Source organism: Streptomyces sp. SID14515 (assembly GCF_010548505.1).
In the GTDB taxonomy this organism is placed as follows: domain Bacteria; phylum Actinomycetota; class Actinomycetes; order Streptomycetales; family Streptomycetaceae; genus Streptomyces; species Streptomyces caviscabies.
Window position 1 is genome coordinate 13,479 of the sequence record NZ_JAAGMH010000053.1, and the last position, 15,878, is coordinate 29,356.

Genomic DNA, 15,878 nt, shown 5'->3' on the forward strand with positions numbered 1-15,878 from the left:
GGGCGCGGTGGCGGAAGTTCAGGATCCGGGGAGCGGGACAACGGAGTCGGCACTGGTCTCAGCCGTCGTCCGGGTCAAGGGAGCGGACGGTGCGATCGGAGGTGCGGGATTTCTCGTCGCTCCGGACCTGGTGTTGACCTGCGCCCATGTGGTGTCGGACGCGCTCGACCGGCCCCGGGAGGAAGCGGTCGAAACCGGCACCGAGGTCACCGTCGACGTGCCGTTGGCCGGAAACGTCGACGGAGGCGAGCAGCGCGCCGAGGTTCGGCGCTGGATACCGATCAGACCGGATCAGGCCGGGGACATCGCCGTGCTGAGGTTGCGGACCGGAATCCCCGGTACCCGCCCGCTGCCCATGGCCGACCCGCCGGACGGTGTATGGGACCACGACGCACGTGCCGTGGGCTTTACCGACGACAACCCGGGTGGAATCTGGCAAAGGGCCAGGCTCCTCGGTCCTACCGAGCAGGGCTGGATCCAGCTCTCACGGGCCAGTGGGGAGGCGCCATACATCAAGGGCGGATTCAGCGGAAGCCCCGTCTGGAGTGACGCTCTGGGTGTCGCCGTCGGGATGATGGTAGCGGCGCAGCCGGGGCGGGAGGCTCAGCAGGCATTCGCGTTGCGGACCAGAGCCTTGTTGAAAGAGGTGCCCGAACTCGCCTCACATATAAGCCCGGACCGGCCCTTCCGCGGCCTGTCCACCTTCCAGGAGGACGATGCGGACGTCTTCTTCGGCCGGAACGGCGATATCCAGCGCGTCGTCACCGCTCTGCGGGGCGATCGGCGCATTGTCACGGTGTACGGGCCGTCGGGCTGCGGCAAGTCGTCGCTCGCGCTGGCGGGCGTTGTGCCGGTGCTGAGGCAGGACGGATATCTGGTCCTGCGGGTGAACGCCACGTCCTTCTCTTCCCTGCGGGCCGCGCTTGCCACCGAACTGTTCGAGGCCCTTGGGCCGGAACAGGAGGGGCCTTCGCGCGCACGGAACGCCGACGAAGTGGAGGAGTGGCTTGGCAGACTTGGGCTGGCGGACACCGTCCACCGTGTCCTCGGTTCGCCGGTCAGCCGCCTTCTTGTGGTGCTCGACCAGGCCGAGGCGCTCCTGGCTGGCTCCGGAGCCTTCGCAGCCGAGGAAGCCGCCAACCTGCTGCTGTCCGAACCGCAGCAGACCGGGTTGCGCGTGCTCGTGACGCTGCGAGCCGACTTCATGGGCGCGGCGCTGAGCCACCCGCAATTCGGCTCCGTACTGAAGCAAGGCGCGACGGTACCGCTCACGCCCATGTCGCGGGACCAACTCGCGGCAGTGATCAGCGAACCCCTGAGGCAGATTCCGGCCGTCGAGTACGACCCGGGCCTCGAACGGCGCATCCTCAACGACGCGGGCGAGGAGCCGGGGATCCTGCCTCTACTGGGCTTCGTCCTGGCTCAGTTGTGGGACAGGCGTGCCGGCGGACGGCTGCGGACCACGACCTACGAAGCGACCGGTGGGGTGTCCGGTGCGCTGCGTCTCCATGCCGAGCAGGCATGGAAGGAGTGCGTCGAGGAGCGTGGCCGCCAGGAAGGTGACAAGGGCACGCGCACGGAGGAGGCCCGGCAGCTGCTCACCGGCCTCATCAGGGTGCTGCCCGGTAGTGAGGCTCCGTTGCGCAGCCTCCTCACGCGGGAAGAAGCCGGCGAGACGCGGTGGGCGATCGCCGAGGCTCTCGCTGAGCGGCGGTTGCTCGTGCTTCGTGGGGGCCATGGAGAACCGCAGAGCGTCGAGCTCGCTCATGAGGCACTCATCAGTGCCTGGCCGACACTGGCTCGGCAAGTGAAGGCTGACAGGGAGTTCCTGGCCGCCAGGGCTGACCTCCGGCACGACCTGGACCGATGGCAGAGGGCGAACCAGTCGCCGGACCTGCTGCCCCGGTTGCCGCACCTTTTGTCTCCGTACGACCGGCTGAACGGCCGGGAGACTGACCTCACCCCGGATGAGAGAGAATTCCTCGGCCTCGCACGGCGGCATCACCATGTCCGGCGAAACCGCAGGCGTGTCGCCTGGACCGCTGTCGTGTTGGTGCTCGTGCTGGTCGCCGGGCTCGGAACTTTCCTCCTGCAACAGTCGCGAACCAGCGCGGAGCGGGAGGCGGAGGGGCGGTCGCGGGCCCTCGCGCAGATCTCGGACCAGATCGCGCAGCGGGACCCGGGGCAAGCGGCCCTGGTCGCGATGTCGGCGTACGAAGTCTCGCCGACACAGGAAGCACGCAACGCGATGTTGCGTCGTTACGACCAGACTAAGAGCCTCTCGTGGATGCTGAGCGGAACCGAGGGGGAGATCAGCGATCTCGCGACGAGCGAGGACGGCAGGGTCATTCTCACCACGACCAAAATGGGGCGGGCCACGCTGTTCGTCCGTACGGCCGGGGGGCGGGTGCAGCAGGAGCATCTGCGCCTTCCCGGTCTGACCGAGGAGCCGATTGTCAGCAGGGATGGGCAGCGGATCGCCTATGTGATGTGGGACGGCCAAGTCTTCTGGCGTGAGGTGCGGGCCCCGGTGGCAGGACGGCAGGGACTGCTGGGGCCCGCGCACCCTGTCCACGGTCGTGCGGCCGGAATACTGAGTCGCATCATCACGGGGGATTTCTCCGCGGACGGTGAGAGCCTGGCCACCATGACTCACAACGGGCGGGTGCGGGTGTGGGATCTGACAACGGGACGCTTCCGCCAGATGCCTGGGCACGTACTCGACGCGCTAGGCATGCGGTTCGGGCCCGACACCAACACGGTTCTGGTCACCACGCAGAAGTCCGTGTCAGACGCCTCCACAGTGGTGGTCGTGGACGTGCGTAACGGACGCACGCGCGAACTCGCGGGTGATGTCGATTCGTGGCGTGCTTCAGGTGACCGCAGCGTAGTGACCGCGTGCCGGGATAAGGGTGAAGAATTTGCCGGGGACGGGGCTCGTTACCGATCCCTGCGGGTGTCCGACGGCCGTGAACTGAACCACTACGACCAGACGGACGGCCGCTGCGGAAACATCAGCGTCGACACGGCAGGGAGGCGCTTCGCGGCTCACACGGGCGACGGGCAGTGGGTGATCGTCGATAATCAGCGAGACGCGAAAGCCGTTTACTACACAGGCCCCGTCGAGAACGTGTCCGGACCGCTCCTCGGAGCACCGGGCCAGCCCATGGTGGTTACCCGATCCTCGTTCGCGGTGTCCGGAGTGTCACTGAATCGGAATGAGGACAACTCCGATGACGGCAGCAGTCTCATTGCCAACCACCCCGTGCTGCTCGACGGAGACCTCTTGGTCGCCCGTCTCGGCGGACTCGACGACGGCAGGCTCCGGGAGAGCAGGTTGGCGGTCGTCGACCTTGGTGACGACGAGAACGTCGTTGCCGAGGTTCCGCTTCCCTCACGAGAGGTGGACAGGAACTCCAGTGCGCCTTTCCAGGCGAAGGTACTGGCCGTTAACCCACAAGGCACGCTCACGGCCAACGTGGTCGACTCGGGCAGAATTGTGATCCATGAACTTCCCTCCCTGAAGAAGCTGGCGCAGGTCACGCCATTTCCACCGCCGATCGATGAACGCGGGGTCCCCGAACCGATGGATATCGTCTTCACGAGCGACGGCGACGGACTGGTCACCCGCTCCGGCAGCCGGATCGAGTACTGGGACGCCCGCGGCGGGCATCGTCTCTCACGAGCCATTGACGCGCGCGAGCTGGGCCTCACCAAGGAAGAGCCACCGCCGCACTACTCGGATGAACGGCCCGGTGACTCCGGCTACAGCATCAGCCCAGATCACAGACCAGGGCATGTAGAGGTCATGGTGAGCGGGGAGCCGATTTCGCACATCATCGATTTGCGAACCGGAAAGGAGAACAGAGGGCTTCGCCTACAACTGGGCCCGGACATTCATTCGGTCATCCGGGACGGCGGAGGACGCCACGCGGCCGCGCTTACCCGGGGCTCCATGGTGGAGCTGTGGTCGTTGCGGCCCGGACAGCCGCCCGAACGGACCATGGGCCACATGGGGCCACTGAACGACAGTGGAATGTGGACCGCTGGATTCACGAAGGATCGCCGATTCTTCCTTGCCAACGGAAACACGGTGCGATTCCAGAATGTCTCGGACCCTGGCCGATTCGAATTGTACGCCTTCGAGGAGGAGCAGGAATTCCTCGCCTCAAGCCAGGACGGCAGGACGCTGCTGCGTTTGGTGGACGGCGCCTCGGACACGATCCGACTCGATCCCGCCATCTGGAAACGGCACCTTTGCGGAATCTTGGACCGTGACCTCACCCCCACTGAACGAAAAAGTTTACCCAACGGCGTCCCGGCTCCCATCTGTCCGGGGGCGGCGTAAGAGGGGTGTGCTATTGAGGCCCGCATTCGCTCGGGGAGGTGATCGAAGACGAGCGAGGCGGCCTCCTGAGGTGTGGCCACCTCGCCGAGGAGTTCGGCGTATTGCGTGCTGGGGGTGGTTGACTCGTTCACCGCTGTTGTACGTGGTGGTCGCATACGAGGGGACGGCATCTCGTCGTGGCCCTCGGCTGCTGATCTCCGGGGCGGCGCCACTGTATGGCACCAGAGGATGCGACGGCCCGGTTGCCTACCCTCATGTGCCGATGCCGTCGAAGTCCAGGGCCCGCGGGCGCATGGGCCGCAGACCGCTGACAGCGCCGCGCTTCGGTTCCAGCGTGCGCAAGACGAACAGCTGCCAGTCGGTGGCGACGTTCCACTTCTTGGCTGCCAGATGTGCGGACCAGTGGAGGAACGCCGGCCAGGTGCGGATCCGCTCGACCTCGATCTTGTAGGCGTAGTCGGACAGGGCGCAGGCTGTGTGTGTCGTGCGCCAGGCGACGATGTCCACCCTCGTGGTCAGCCCCAGGAACTCCAGCGGGTTGTGCCCGTCGTCCGTGTTGTAGAACGCGGTGTTGGCGTCGTCCTGGTCGGCCCATACGTGTCCGTCACCGTCTTCGATCAACTGCATGCATATGTCGCAGATCGCCATCAAGTCAGGGGCGGGCTGTTCACTCATGTGTTTCTCCGTGTCGGGTCATTCGGACGGTTGTGCGCGTCTACAGTCGCACATCGCCGACCTTCGATGCTGCCGCATACTGCCGAGCCCCGCCGCGCGAGGACGCTCCCCCCTGTCGTCTTGCGCCTGTGTTCTGCCGTCGACAGCAGTTCTGCGGCAGCAGCTCCACCGGTATGGGTCATCCTCTGCTGATCGCTGGTGCGATCGGCCTGACTGATGGTCACCCGGGAACAGGATCGGCACGATGTCACTGCGCCCTGTGCCTGCCTGGCACACGCCGAACTCGTAACTCGCGCACCAACGTGGTCGTTGTTCGCACCCAGCGAGTAGCGCAGTGCCGCGTAGTACCTCAGTCCCGGAGAGGCCACATTCTGCAGCGGCTTCACTTGATTGCACTTTGCGGCCCCTTTCCGGAAGAGGGGCAGGTGCCGAAGCCTGGATGAGAGCCGCCGCAGTCCGTGCGGAGAGTCTCGCCCCGGCGCGCCGACGACAGCCCGCACCACCGGAGGCTTGAGCAGGACGGCCGACGAACCCTGACGGCGGCGATCTCGTGGGCGCGAGCACGAAGGCCCGAGATCGTGGTCGTCGGCTCGCTCCTGGACGGTTCTCCGGGGCGCCAACTGGCCCTGCTGTCCCGCCAGGTATGCCTGGCCGTGTTGGGCACGCGGCACCTGCACCGTGCGGAGGAGATTCTGAGCTCCGGTTCGGTGGTCGTTCCCGTCACCGCTCAGGCGCGCTGCCCCGTGGTCGTCGTGGGCGATACCGACGAGGGCGGCCAGGATCCGCCGTACCTCTTGGTCGGCGTCGACGGTCGCGGGATGGCAGGAGAGGTACCCCGATGTGGAGCTGCGCCACGAGGTGCGGATCGGCTCCCCGGTCGAAGGCCTGGCCGAAGCGGGCGAGTGGGCACTGGGCATCGTGGTGGGCCGACGGGGGCGAGGCGGATACACCGGGATGAGGATCGGTTCCGTGGTGCACGGCCTTTTCACCGGGCTCGCTGCCCCGTCATCACGATGCCCCCTGTGAGCCGCTGCCGTGGTCGACACCGGCGTGGGCATCGGCGTCGCCCGGGAGGCACGAGCTGTACGCCGGCACTCGTCCGGAGTCTCGGCCCCGGGCCCGCCTGCCTATGCTGTGGTGGTGACACCGCGAGCAGGGCAGGAGAAGGAGCTGAGGGCCGATGCGGCACGCAATCGCGCCCGGATTCTCCAGGTTGCCCGCGGGCAGTTGGCTGCCGGGGACAACACGCTGCAGCTGAACGCCGTCGCCCGGCTCGCCGGGGTGGGCGTCGGGACGGTCTACCGGCACTTCCCCAATCGGCACGCGCTGGTGGAGGCGCTTTCGGCGGACCGCTTTCGCGAACTGGTCGAGGAGGCGCGGGCGGCGGCCGCCGAGGAGGACCCGTTCACGGGCCTGCGCCGACTGCTGCGCTTCGCCCTTGACCGGATGCTGGACGACCCGGACTTCGCGGCCGTCCTGGAGTCCGCGGGCGACATCGACGTACAGACGTCGCACATGAAGTCCGAACTCGACCGGACGGTCACGGGCCTGCTGGACGGCGCCCGTCTGTCCGGTGCGGTACGAAGTTCTGTCGGCGCCGAGGATGTGCGCCGCCTGCTGTGCGGGGTCGGACACGCCGTGCGCTCCGGGGGCAGCGGTGTCAGGGACCTCTACCTGGACGTACTTCTCGAAGGGCTCCGCCCGCCGCGCTGACGGGGCGGTACGCCTGAGGCCTCGCACCTTCGCCCGCTTGTCGGGGAGCCTGTCGCCCACGCATTAAACGGATAGCTATCCGCATGTGCTAGCGTGCCCTCACCGAAACGGATACTCATCCGTTTGCGGGTGACGCGGCGGCGAAGGGGTGGCTATGAGTCGGCGGGCGGTAGTGACGGCAGGTACCGGAGGCATCGGCCTGGAGACCGCGAAGGGGCTGGCACGGCGCGGCTTCGCGGTCACGGTGGTCGGTCGTGACCCCGGGCGGGGCGCGAGCGCCGTGGAGGAGATCGCGGCGGTCTCCAGCGGAGGCGAACCGCGGTTCGTGGCCGCCGACCTGGCCTCGCTCGAACAGGTCAGGGCGCTGGCCACGCACCTGGCAGCCGAAGGGCCGCTGGCGCTGCTGGTCAACAACGTCGGCGCGATGTTCACCCGACGGCAGCAGACCGTCGACGGCATCGAGGGGTCGTTCGCCGTGAACCACCTCTCGCCGTACCTGCTGACCGAGCTGCTGCTCGACCGGCTCCACGCGGCTGCGCCGAGCCGGATCGTCAATGTCTCGTCCGCCGCGATCAAGGCCGCGAAGCGCACCTTCGACGCGGTGGAACCGCCGGGCGGCTATTACGGTTTCCACTGGTACGGCCGGGCCAAACTCGCCAACCTGGCCTACACCGTGCACCTCGCCGAACGTCTCCGCGGCACCGGGGTGAGCGTCTTCGCGGCCGACCCCGGTGGGGCCGCCACGGGCATGACCGACGGCACCATGACCTCACCGACGATCGTCTCCCCGCCGCTGCGCCTGCTGTGGCCGCTGGTCCGCCGTACCTTCGAACGGTCCACCGCGGGCCCCGCCTCGGTGGCCGCCCGGCCGTCCGTCTTCGCCGCCACCGATGTCTCGCTCGACGGGCGGACCGGCCTGCTCATCGGACCCGAGGCCCGGCCCGTCCCGCTCTTCCGCGGTGCCGCCGACCCCCGGGCCATCGAGAACGTACTCAAGCTCAGTCGACAGCTGGCGCCTCTGTAGGGCGGTCGGCGACTCGCCGGGCGGGTCGTGGAACCGGCGGGGCCTTGCCGGTCACTTCGCCTCGGCGAGCCGGACCGCGTCGGGGCCGGCCGGGAACCGCAGCCGGCCGGTCGTGTCGTGCACGGCCCGCCACACCGTCTCGGCGACGTCGCTCTCCTCGGTGAACAGGTCCTGGCCGGTGAAGCCGCCCATGGCCTCCTTCGCCCAGGGTGCGTAGGGGGCCGGGACCAGCTCGTCCGGCGAGGCGCCGTTCGTCGCGTTCGCGGCGAAGCCGGTCGTCAGGCACGCGCCCGGCTGCACCGTCCTGGCCTGTACGCCGAAGGGCGCGAGCTCCAGCGCGAGGGAAGCGGTGAATCCCTCGACGGCCATCTTGCTCGCCTTGTAGACGGCCGAGAGCGGCATATGGCCCAGGACCACACTGGAGGTCACGTTGACCACCACGCCGGAGCCGCGCTCGCGGAACTGGGGCAGCACCGCCTGGGTCGTGGCCATCACGCCGAACGTGTTGGTCTCGAAGACTTCGCGCACCCGCTCCATGGGCATCCCCTCGAAGACGCTGATCGAGGGGATGCCCGCGTTGTTGACCAGGACGTCGATGGGCCCCGCGGCCTCGAACGCGGCGGTGATGGACTCGGGGTCGGTGACGTCGAGCGCGATGATGCGGAGCCGGTCCGACTCGGGCAGGATCCCCGCACGCGGTGTGCGCATCGTGGCGATGACGTTCCAGCCCTGTGCGTGGAAGTGGAGAGCGGTCTCGCGCCCGTATCCGGACGATGCGCCAGTGATCAGAACGGTCTTCATGCCGAGCTCCTCAGCGAGATGACGGGATCCACGCGGTGCAGACACTTTCCTGCTCCGCAGAAGAACGATTGATTCCATTCAAACGCTGTGACCTGGGCATACGGTAGAACTATCCTCGCCCTCGCTTGCACGATCCTCTCCAGGGCGCAGATCTCGTCAGGGGAGAGCGACCGCCGGGCCGGGTGCGGCGCCCCGCAGACGGGCCGCGTCCCGGCTCGGCGGCAGACCGAACTGGCGGCGGTACTCGCGGCTGAACTGCGACGGGTTGTCGTAGCCGACGCGGTGACCGACCCCCGTGACATCGCCCGGGTCGGTGGTGAGCAGCAGCCGGGCCTCCTGGAGCCGGATCTGTTTCTGGAACTGGATGGGGCTCATCGCGGTCACCGCCTGGAAGTTGCGGTAGAACGCGGAGACGCTCATGCCGGACCTGCGGGCCACGTCCTCCACCCGGAACGGTTCGGCGTAGTGCTCGCGGATCCAGCGCACGGCCCGCGAGACATGGCTCAGGCCGCTGTCGGCGAGCCCGAGCTGACGTACCGTCGCGCCCTGCTCTCCGGTGATCACGCGCCACAGGATCTCGCGCTTGACCAGCGGGGCCAGTATGGCGCGGTCGCGGGGTTCGTCGAGCAGCCGCAGCAGCCGGACCACGGCGTCGAGCAGCGCGGCCGGGGCGTCGCTGACGGCGATGCCCGACGGCGCGGCACCGGTGCGGGGGATGTCGCCGGGGCCGGCCCGCAGCAGCAGTTCGGCGACGGCGGACGGTTCCAGCGTGAGACCGAAGCCCAGGGCCGGCTGCTCGGGCTCGGCCCGGGTGAACTGACCGGTGACGGGCAGGTCCACGGACGCGACGAGGTACTGCCCGGCGCCGTACTCGTAGACCCGGTCGCCCAGCGCGAGGCGTTTGGCGCCCTGGGCGATCACCGCGAGCACCGTGCCGGACGTCGAGGGCGCCGGCGGATCCGGACGGTCGACCTTCGAGATGAGTACGCCGTCGATGGCGGTGGTCCAGTCGGGGCGGGCATGCCGGGCCAGCAGGGTACGGAGTTCGTCGAGGCACATGCGTCCATTGCAGCACCATGCGGACCCGGGTTCCCGTACGGGCGAGGATTGTGCAAGCAGCGGCGAGGATCGCTCTAACGTTTCAGCAGGTCAGCAGGGTTGTATGGAATCACCGCACTCCGGATTCGTGAAAGGCGATGACCATGAACCGAGCACGCCCCGCCCTGGATCCTGAACTACGTGAGCTGCTCGCCCATCGGCAGGTTGTTCGGCGCGGTCGTGGTCTCCGTGGACTACCGGCTGGCGCCCGAGGCCACCGGCACGACCCTCGTCGACGACTGCTACCGGGGGCTGGTGTGGATCGCCGAGCACTCCGAGGAACTGGGCATCGACCCCGCCCGGATCGTCGTCGCCGGCGCCAGCGCGGGCGGCGGCCTCGCCGCCGGTGTCACCCTGCTGGCTCGCGACCTCGGCACTCTGGCCATCGCCGCGCAGATGCTGTTCTGTCCGATGCTCGACCACCGCAACATCAGCGGGTCCGCGCAGCCGGCTCGAACGGACCTTGTTCCCTAGGCGGTTCGACCTGGCTCCCACGACGTCGGGCGGTCGCCGGAAGGCCCGGCTACGAGCCGCAGCAGCCGCCCGCCGGTGCGCTGACGTCGGTCACGGCCAGAGCCGCGGCCGAGGGCTCCGGGGTGTCGAAGAGCCCGGCTCCGCCGCAGACTCCGGTTTCGGGGAGGGCGAGTTCGACGCGGTCGGCGGCTTCGAGGTCGCCGGCGAGGGCGGCGGCGACGGAGCGGACCTGCTCGTAGCCGGTCATGGCGAGGAAGGTCGGGGCGCGGCCGTAGGACTTCATGCCGACGAGGTAGACGCCCTTCTCCGGATGGGAGAGCTCGCGATGGCCGTGGGGGTGGACGGAGCCGCAGGAGTGCTGGTTGGGGTCGATCAGCGGCGCCAGTTCGGTCGGGGCCTGCAGCCGCTCGTCGAGGCGGAGGCGGAGCTCGTCGAGGAAGCCCAGGTCGGGGCGGAGGCCGGTCAGCACGATGACTTCGTCGACCGGGTCCAGGCGACGCCCGTCCTCGCCGACCAGTACGAGGCGGCCGTCGGTGTCGCGCTCGATCGCCTCGGTGCGGAAGCCGGTGACCGCGTCCGCGTGCCCCTCGTCGACGGCGGCCTTCGCCGCGAGCCCGAGAGCACCACGGGCCGGCAGCTGGTCGGCGCTCCCGCCGCCGAAGGTGGAGCCGGAGATGCCCCGGCGCACCACCCAGACCGCCTTCGTTCCCGCGCCGTTGCCGCCGGACCTGGCGAGGTCGGCCAGGTGGACGAGTGCGGTGAAGGCGGAGGCCCCGGAGCCGATGACGGCGGTGCGGCGCCCCGCGTAACGGGCCCGGACGGCGAGATCCCTGAGGTCGGGGACGCGGTAGCCGATCCGGTCGGCGGCCGCGTTCTCGCCGAGGGCGGGCAGGCCGGAGGCGCCGGCCGGGCTCGGGGTGGTCCACGTACCGGAGGCGTCGATGACAGCGCGGGCGAGGACCTGCTCCTCGCTGCCGTCGGCGCGGGCGATCCGTACGACGAACGGCTGCCGGTCCCGGTCGGCGTCCACGATCCGGTCGCGGCCGGTGCGCGAGACGCCGGTGACCCGGGAGTCGAGGCGTACCCGGTTACCCAGGGCATGGGCGAGCGGCTGCAGGTACCGCCCGGCCCAGTCGCCGCCGGAGGGGTACGTGGCCGGGTCGGGGTGGGTCCAGCCGGTGGGGGCCAGCAGCTTCTCGGCGGCGCGGTCGACGATCTCGCCCCAGGTGGAGAACAGCCGCACATGCGCCCAGCCGCGTACCGCTGCGCCGGCGCTGGCCCCCGCCTCCAGGACCAGGGGCTCGATGCCCCGGTCGACCAGGTGGGCGGCGGCGGCCAGGCCGACGGGTCCGGCCCCGATCACGACGACGGGCAGGTCAGCGGTGGTGGCGGGTGCGTTCACGGCGGCGACTCCCTCGTTGATTCGACATCTGTCGATGTCCTGTGTCGCCGAGCATGGCACCTGCATCGATATGCGTCAACATAGATGAATGTCGAATCAGTGGGCCTTCTCGCGCTGGTTCGACGTATGTCAACATAGATACATGTCGAATGCGAAGCTGCTGCCGCTGATCGACCCCGCCGACGGCCAGGGTGCAGCGCCGTGCTGCCCGCCTCTGACCGAGCGCCCGATGACCGCCGAGGAGGCGCGGACGGCCGCCCCGATGTTCAAGGCGCTCGGTGATCCGGTGCGTCTGCGGCTTTTCTCCGCCGTGGCCTCGCACGAGGGCGGTGAGGCGTGCGTGTGTGACATCTCCGACGTCGGTGTCTCGCAGCCCACCGTGTCCCACCATCTGAAGAAGCTCAAAGAGGCGGGTCTGCTGACCTCCGAGCGGCGTGGCACCTGGGTCTACTACCGGGCCGAACCGTCGGTGCTCGCCGCGATGGGGAAGCTGCTGGCCCTGCCCGCCGTGCGCTGACGCCCCCGGGCGCCGCGGCCTTGACGGCCCGTCGGGTTACGTCGGTGACGCCTCGGCGGTGAACCTCTTGCGCCAGGCGAGCGCGACGTACACGAGCCCGATCAGCACGGGCACCTCGATCAGCGGGCCGACGACGCCGGACAGCGCCTGTCCGGAGGTGACGCCGAACGTCGCGACGGCGACGGCGATGGCCAGTTCGAAGTTGTTGCCGGCGGCGGTGAACGCGAGGGTGGTGGTGCGGTCGTACGCGAGGCCGAGGCTCTTGCCGAGGAGGAACGCTCCGAAGAACATGATCGCGAAGTAGACGAGAAGCGGCAGCGCGATCCGTACGACGTCGAGCGGTTGCGACGTGATCGTCTTCCCCTGGAGGGCGAACAGGACGACGATCGTGAAGAGCAGCCCGTACAGCGCCCAGGGGCCGATCCTCGGCAGGAAGTCGGTCTCGTAGCGCTCGCGGCCCACCTTCCGCTCGCCGATGCGGCGGGTGAGGAACCCGGCGAGCAGCGGCACGCCGAGGAAGATGACGACGTTCAGCGCGATGTGCCACACGGACACGTCCAGGCCCTGGCCGTCGCCGAGTTCGAGCAGGCGCGGCAGCAGGTCGAGGTAGAACCAGCCCAGCAGGCCAAACGCGAACACCTGGAACACCGAGTTCAGCGCGACGAGGACGGCCGCGGCTTCGCGGTCGCCGCGGGCGAGGTCGTTCCAGGTGATGACCATGGCGATGCAGCGCGCCAGGCCGACGATGATCAGGCCGGTGCGGTATTCGGGCAGGTCCGGCAGGAAGAGCCAGGCCAGGGCGAACATCACCGCCGGGCCGACGATCCAGTTGACGACCAGTGAGGAGACCAGCAGCTTGCGGTCGCCGGTCACGCGGTCGAGACGGTCGTAGCGGACCTTGGCCAGCACCGGATACATCATGACCAGCAGGCCGAGCGCGATCGGCAGTGAGATCCCGCCGATCTCGATCTTCGCGAGCGCGTCGTTCATCCCGGGAACGAGACGTCCCAGCCCCAGGCCGACGGCCATGGCGAGGAGGATCCACACCGGGAGATAGCGGTCGAGCGTGGAGAGCTTCCCGACGATCGAGCCGCCTCCGTCCGGGCCGACGCCCCGGGCGAAGGCCGTGGCGGGTTCGGTGGACGTCACGGGCAGGCCCTCTTGTTCCCGCCGGTGGTACGGGCGGACTCCGCCAGGTCGGCGAGCTGCTCGGACAGACCGGCCAGAACCTTGGGCCTGAGCTTGTAGTAGGTGAATCGGCCGCACGGCTCGGTCTCCACCAGCCCCGCCTCGCGCAACACCTTCAGGTGGTTGGACAGATTGGTCTGCTTGGCCCCGGTCTCCTCGACCAGATGCGTCGTGCAGAGCGTCTCGCGGGCCAGCAGGGTCACGATCCGGAGGCGGAGTGGATCGGCCAGCGCACGGATCACATCAGGATCGACTGAAGTCAGCATGCGCTGATACTCTCACGTCAGCGCTCGCTGATGTCAGCGTGGACCGAAATCATCGGCGGAGCCGCGCTCCGCCGCAACAGGAGAGAACGATCACCATGGCCGAGTCCTCCGGCGAGCCGTCCGCCGGTAAGCCGTCCGTCCTCTTCGTGTGCGTCCACAACGCCGGCCGTTCCCAGATGGCCGCCGCTTGGCTGACCCACCTGGCCGGGGACCGCGTCGAGGTCCGCTCCGCGGGCTCGAACCCCGGCGACGCCGTCAACCCGGCCGCCGTCGAGGCGATGGCCGAGGTCGGCATCGACATCTCCGCCGCGACGCCCAAGATCCTCACCGTCGACGACGTCCGCGAGTCCGATGTCTGCATCACGATGGGCTGCGGCGACACCTGCCCCGTCTTCCCCGGCAAGCGCTACCTCGACTGGCAGTTGGCGGACCCCGCAGGCCGGGGCGTGGCCGCCGTCCGCCCGATCCGCGACGAGATCAAGACCCTGGTCGAGGACCTGATCGCCGAGATCGTGCCGGAGGACAAGGCCTGAACGCACCACGCGACGCCGTCACGACGGCCGGGGCGGTCCCTCAGGCCGAAGCCGCGTCGGTCAGTGCGGGCACGGCGTACGGACGGAGGACCATCAGCGAGTCCTCCGCGGTCGCGACCATGGCGAATGGGAACCGGTCGAGTTCGAGGCAGAGCGCGACGTCGTCGGGGTGGGCTCCTTGCCGTACGCCCTCCGCCAGTTCGGCGGCGGCGCGGGACCCGGCCGCGCGGCGCAGGAACGGGGCCGCATCCGGTCCGGCCCCGGTGGACCTCCGCGCGATGTACTGAGCGCACGCCAGGTCTTCCTCGGCGCGCCCCTCCTCGCCGGTGACCACGAACGTCACGGCGTCGCACGCCCGTTGCCGCAGCAGCCGGGCCGTCGCCTCCGCCACCACGAAGCCGGCGCACAGCACCAGCGACGCCTCCTTGACCGCGAGGGCGCCGACCGTTCCCGCCGTGGTCTTCTGCACGACGGTCCGCCCGCCGAGGTCCACCGACCGCAGCAGGGCCGGTGAGTTGACGGCGTCGAAGCCGGGCGCCGGCGGGCCGTCCTTGAGGGTCACCCACTCCGGGTGGCGTGCTTTGAGCGCCAGGGCGTCGTCCAGCGACTCGGCGAGGACGATCTTCTCGGCCCCCTGTCCGAACGCCTGGGCGGCCACCGTAGGCGCGCATGACGTCGACCACGACCGCCACGGAAGGGGCTTCGGTCAGTTCGGCGATGCCGAGGAAGTGAGCGTCCATCCGGTCATGATCGCGTACGTTCGGCCCGCGGCGCCCGGTCGGTGAGGCGCTTCACATCGCGGTCCCGGACCGTGAACATCTTCGGCCCTCGTGCGTGACGGCCCGGCCCACCGACGTAACCGCCTCACCGACGTAACCGCCTCACCGCTCACCCCTCCTCGATGCCCAACAGCTCCAGGAAGGCCGTGGCCGCCGGAGTACGGCTCTCCCGGCCCCACACCACGTACTCGACGCGCGCCGGTGCGTCCGTGACCTCGATCGTGGTCACCCCGGCCAGGCTCGCGACGTACGAGGGCGGAAGCAGGGCCACGCCCAGGCCCGCGCCGACCAGCCGGGCCAGGTAGTCGGCGTTGGTCACCTCGAAGGCCACCTCGCGGGTGAGGCCGGCGGCGGCGAAGGCGAGATCGGACTGCGCCCGGCCGGCGGTCTTCGCCGGGAGGTCCACGAACACCTCGGAGGACAGCCGGCGGAGATCGACCGAGTACGCGCCGGCGAGCGGGTGGGCCGGGGAGACCACGGCGATCAGCCGCTCCCTGGCCAGCTCCCGGGCCATGACGCCCCGAGGGCGGGCCGTGACCGGGACGCCGAGAAACGCCACCTCGATCTCGCCCTGTCTGACCTGCTCGACCAGCTCGTCGCTGGCTCCCACGCTGAGGCTGACCCGGGCCTTCGGGTGGCGCTGGTGGAAGTCCTTGAGGACGGTGGGAATGTCCACCGCGGCGACTGTGGGGATCAGGCCCACGGTGAGACGTCCGCGTACCTCTCCGACGGCCGCCGCCACTTCGGCGGCGGCCCGCTCCGCCGCGTCCAGACACTGGCGGGCGGCAGGCAGGAACGCCTCGCCCGCCGGGGTCAACCGGACCCGGCGGCTGGTGCGTTCGAAGAGCCGGGCGCCCAGTTCCTTCTCCAGGCGCGCGATCTGGTGGCTGAGCGCGGACTGGACCACCAGGCAGCGCTGGGCGGCTCGCGTGAAGTTGTTCGTCTCGGCCACGGCGACCACGTACCGCATCTGCTGAAGCTCCATGGATCCATCGTGAATCGAGATCCATCGCGTGACAAGCATGTGTTGGACTCATGGATACCCCCGGATCGAGACTGA

At 69.3% G+C, this 15,878-nt stretch carries 12 protein-coding genes and 2 pseudogenes; 6 read left to right on the top strand and 8 right to left on the bottom strand.

Annotation, left to right across the window (positions count from 1 at the left end; translation table 11 throughout):
• Nucleotides 1-7 precede the first annotated feature (7 nt).
• Nucleotides 8-4,348 (top strand): trypsin-like peptidase domain-containing protein, encoded by a 4,341-nt coding sequence (locus tag G3I54_RS09870; protein WP_164613160.1) that lies wholly within the window; start codon nt 8-10, stop codon nt 4,346-4,348.
• Between the two features lie 252 nt (nt 4,349-4,600).
• Here the strand turns inward: G3I54_RS09870 and G3I54_RS09875 are convergent, their stop codons facing one another.
• Nucleotides 4,601-5,023, bottom strand: coding sequence for a hypothetical protein (locus tag G3I54_RS09875; RefSeq protein ID WP_164613162.1), 423 nt, complete (start codon nt 5,021-5,023; stop codon nt 4,601-4,603).
• A 1,140-nt stretch (nt 5,024-6,163) separates the two neighbouring features.
• Here G3I54_RS09875 and G3I54_RS09880 point away from each other — a divergent pair.
• Together G3I54_RS09880 and G3I54_RS09885 are read left to right on the top strand one after the other, a co-directional pair.
• Nucleotides 6,164-6,736 carry a helix-turn-helix domain-containing protein gene (locus tag G3I54_RS09880; RefSeq protein WP_164613164.1) on the top strand — a complete coding sequence of 191 codons (573 nt, stop codon included), beginning with the start codon at nt 6,164-6,166 and terminating at the stop codon, nt 6,734-6,736.
• A 154-nt stretch (nt 6,737-6,890) separates the two neighbouring features.
• Nucleotides 6,891-7,760, top strand: a complete 870-nt coding sequence (locus G3I54_RS09885) for an SDR family NAD(P)-dependent oxidoreductase (RefSeq protein ID WP_164613166.1) — start codon at nt 6,891-6,893, stop codon at nt 7,758-7,760.
• 51 nt (nt 7,761-7,811) lie between these two features.
• On the opposite strand, the gene G3I54_RS09890 is transcribed toward G3I54_RS09885, so the two are convergent.
• Together G3I54_RS09890 and G3I54_RS09895 are read right to left on the bottom strand one after the other, a co-directional pair.
• Nucleotides 7,812-8,561: an SDR family oxidoreductase gene (locus tag G3I54_RS09890; protein WP_164613168.1), complete on the bottom strand. Its 750-nt coding sequence runs from the start codon at nt 8,559-8,561 to the stop codon at nt 7,812-7,814.
• Between the two features lie 156 nt (nt 8,562-8,717).
• Nucleotides 8,718-9,620 (bottom strand): AraC family transcriptional regulator, encoded by a 903-nt coding sequence (locus tag G3I54_RS09895; protein ID WP_164613171.1) that lies wholly within the window; start codon nt 9,618-9,620, stop codon nt 8,718-8,720.
• A 207-nt stretch (nt 9,621-9,827) separates the two neighbouring features.
• Here G3I54_RS09895 and G3I54_RS09900 point away from each other — a divergent pair.
• Nucleotides 9,828-10,103: pseudogene (locus tag G3I54_RS09900) on the top strand (alpha/beta hydrolase fold domain-containing protein); the annotation flags it as partial.
• A gap of 79 nt (nt 10,104-10,182) precedes the next feature.
• Here the strand turns inward: G3I54_RS09900 and G3I54_RS09905 are convergent.
• Nucleotides 10,183-11,535, bottom strand: a complete 1,353-nt coding sequence (locus tag G3I54_RS09905; protein WP_164613173.1) for an NAD(P)-binding domain-containing protein — start codon at nt 11,533-11,535, stop codon at nt 10,183-10,185.
• Nucleotides 11,536-11,677: 142 nt separating this feature from the next.
• On the opposite strand from G3I54_RS09905, the gene G3I54_RS09910 reads away from it, so the two are divergent.
• Complete coding sequence (locus G3I54_RS09910) at nt 11,678-12,052, top strand: metalloregulator ArsR/SmtB family transcription factor (RefSeq protein ID WP_164613175.1); 375 nt, start codon at nt 11,678-11,680, stop codon at nt 12,050-12,052.
• A gap of 36 nt (nt 12,053-12,088) precedes the next feature.
• On the opposite strand, the gene arsB is transcribed toward G3I54_RS09910, so the two are convergent.
• Nucleotides 12,089-13,201, bottom strand: coding sequence for an ACR3 family arsenite efflux transporter (gene arsB, locus G3I54_RS09915; protein WP_164613177.1), 1,113 nt, complete (start codon nt 13,199-13,201; stop codon nt 12,089-12,091).
• Nucleotides 13,198-13,506, bottom strand: a complete 309-nt coding sequence (locus G3I54_RS09920; protein ID WP_164613179.1) for a metalloregulator ArsR/SmtB family transcription factor — start codon at nt 13,504-13,506, stop codon at nt 13,198-13,200. Before G3I54_RS09920 ends, arsB begins: the two co-directional genes overlap by 4 nt.
• A gap of 95 nt (nt 13,507-13,601) precedes the next feature.
• Between G3I54_RS09920 and G3I54_RS09925 the strand changes: the two genes are divergently transcribed.
• On the top strand, nt 13,602-14,039 hold the full coding sequence (locus tag G3I54_RS09925) for an arsenate reductase ArsC (RefSeq protein ID WP_164613181.1): 438 nt from the start codon (nt 13,602-13,604) through the stop codon (nt 14,037-14,039).
• A gap of 40 nt (nt 14,040-14,079) precedes the next feature.
• On the opposite strand, the pseudogene G3I54_RS09930 reads toward G3I54_RS09925, so the two are convergent.
• Both G3I54_RS09930 and G3I54_RS09935 read right to left on the bottom strand, forming a co-directional pair.
• Nucleotides 14,080-14,779 (bottom strand): annotated as a pseudogene (locus G3I54_RS09930) (2-phosphosulfolactate phosphatase).
• Between the two features lie 148 nt (nt 14,780-14,927).
• Entirely contained in the window at nt 14,928-15,803 is an 876-nt protein-coding gene (locus tag G3I54_RS09935; RefSeq protein WP_164613183.1) for a LysR family transcriptional regulator, read from the bottom strand.
• Between the last annotated feature and the right edge of the window lie 75 nt (nt 15,804-15,878).

What these genes read in the sequence shown, in the direction of transcription:
- G3I54_RS09875 (WP_164613162.1), bottom strand. Translation starts at nt 5,023, where the DNA reads ATGAGTGAACAGCCCGCCCCTGACTTGATGGCGATCTGCGACATATGC.
- G3I54_RS09885 (WP_164613166.1), top strand. Translation starts at nt 6,891, where the DNA reads ATGAGTCGGCGGGCGGTAGTGACGGCAGGTACCGGAGGCATCGGCCTG.
- G3I54_RS09890 (WP_164613168.1), bottom strand. Translation starts at nt 8,561, where the DNA reads ATGAAGACCGTTCTGATCACTGGCGCATCGTCCGGATACGGGCGCGAG.
- G3I54_RS09895 (WP_164613171.1), bottom strand. Translation starts at nt 9,620, where the DNA reads ATGTGCCTCGACGAACTCCGTACCCTGCTGGCCCGGCATGCCCGCCCC.
- G3I54_RS09910 (WP_164613175.1), top strand. Translation starts at nt 11,678, where the DNA reads ATGTCGAATGCGAAGCTGCTGCCGCTGATCGACCCCGCCGACGGCCAG.
- G3I54_RS09920 (WP_164613179.1), bottom strand. Translation starts at nt 13,506, where the DNA reads ATGCTGACTTCAGTCGATCCTGATGTGATCCGTGCGCTGGCCGATCCA.
- G3I54_RS09925 (WP_164613181.1), top strand. Translation starts at nt 13,602, where the DNA reads ATGGCCGAGTCCTCCGGCGAGCCGTCCGCCGGTAAGCCGTCCGTCCTC.
- G3I54_RS09935 (WP_164613183.1), bottom strand. Translation starts at nt 15,803, where the DNA reads ATGGAGCTTCAGCAGATGCGGTACGTGGTCGCCGTGGCCGAGACGAAC.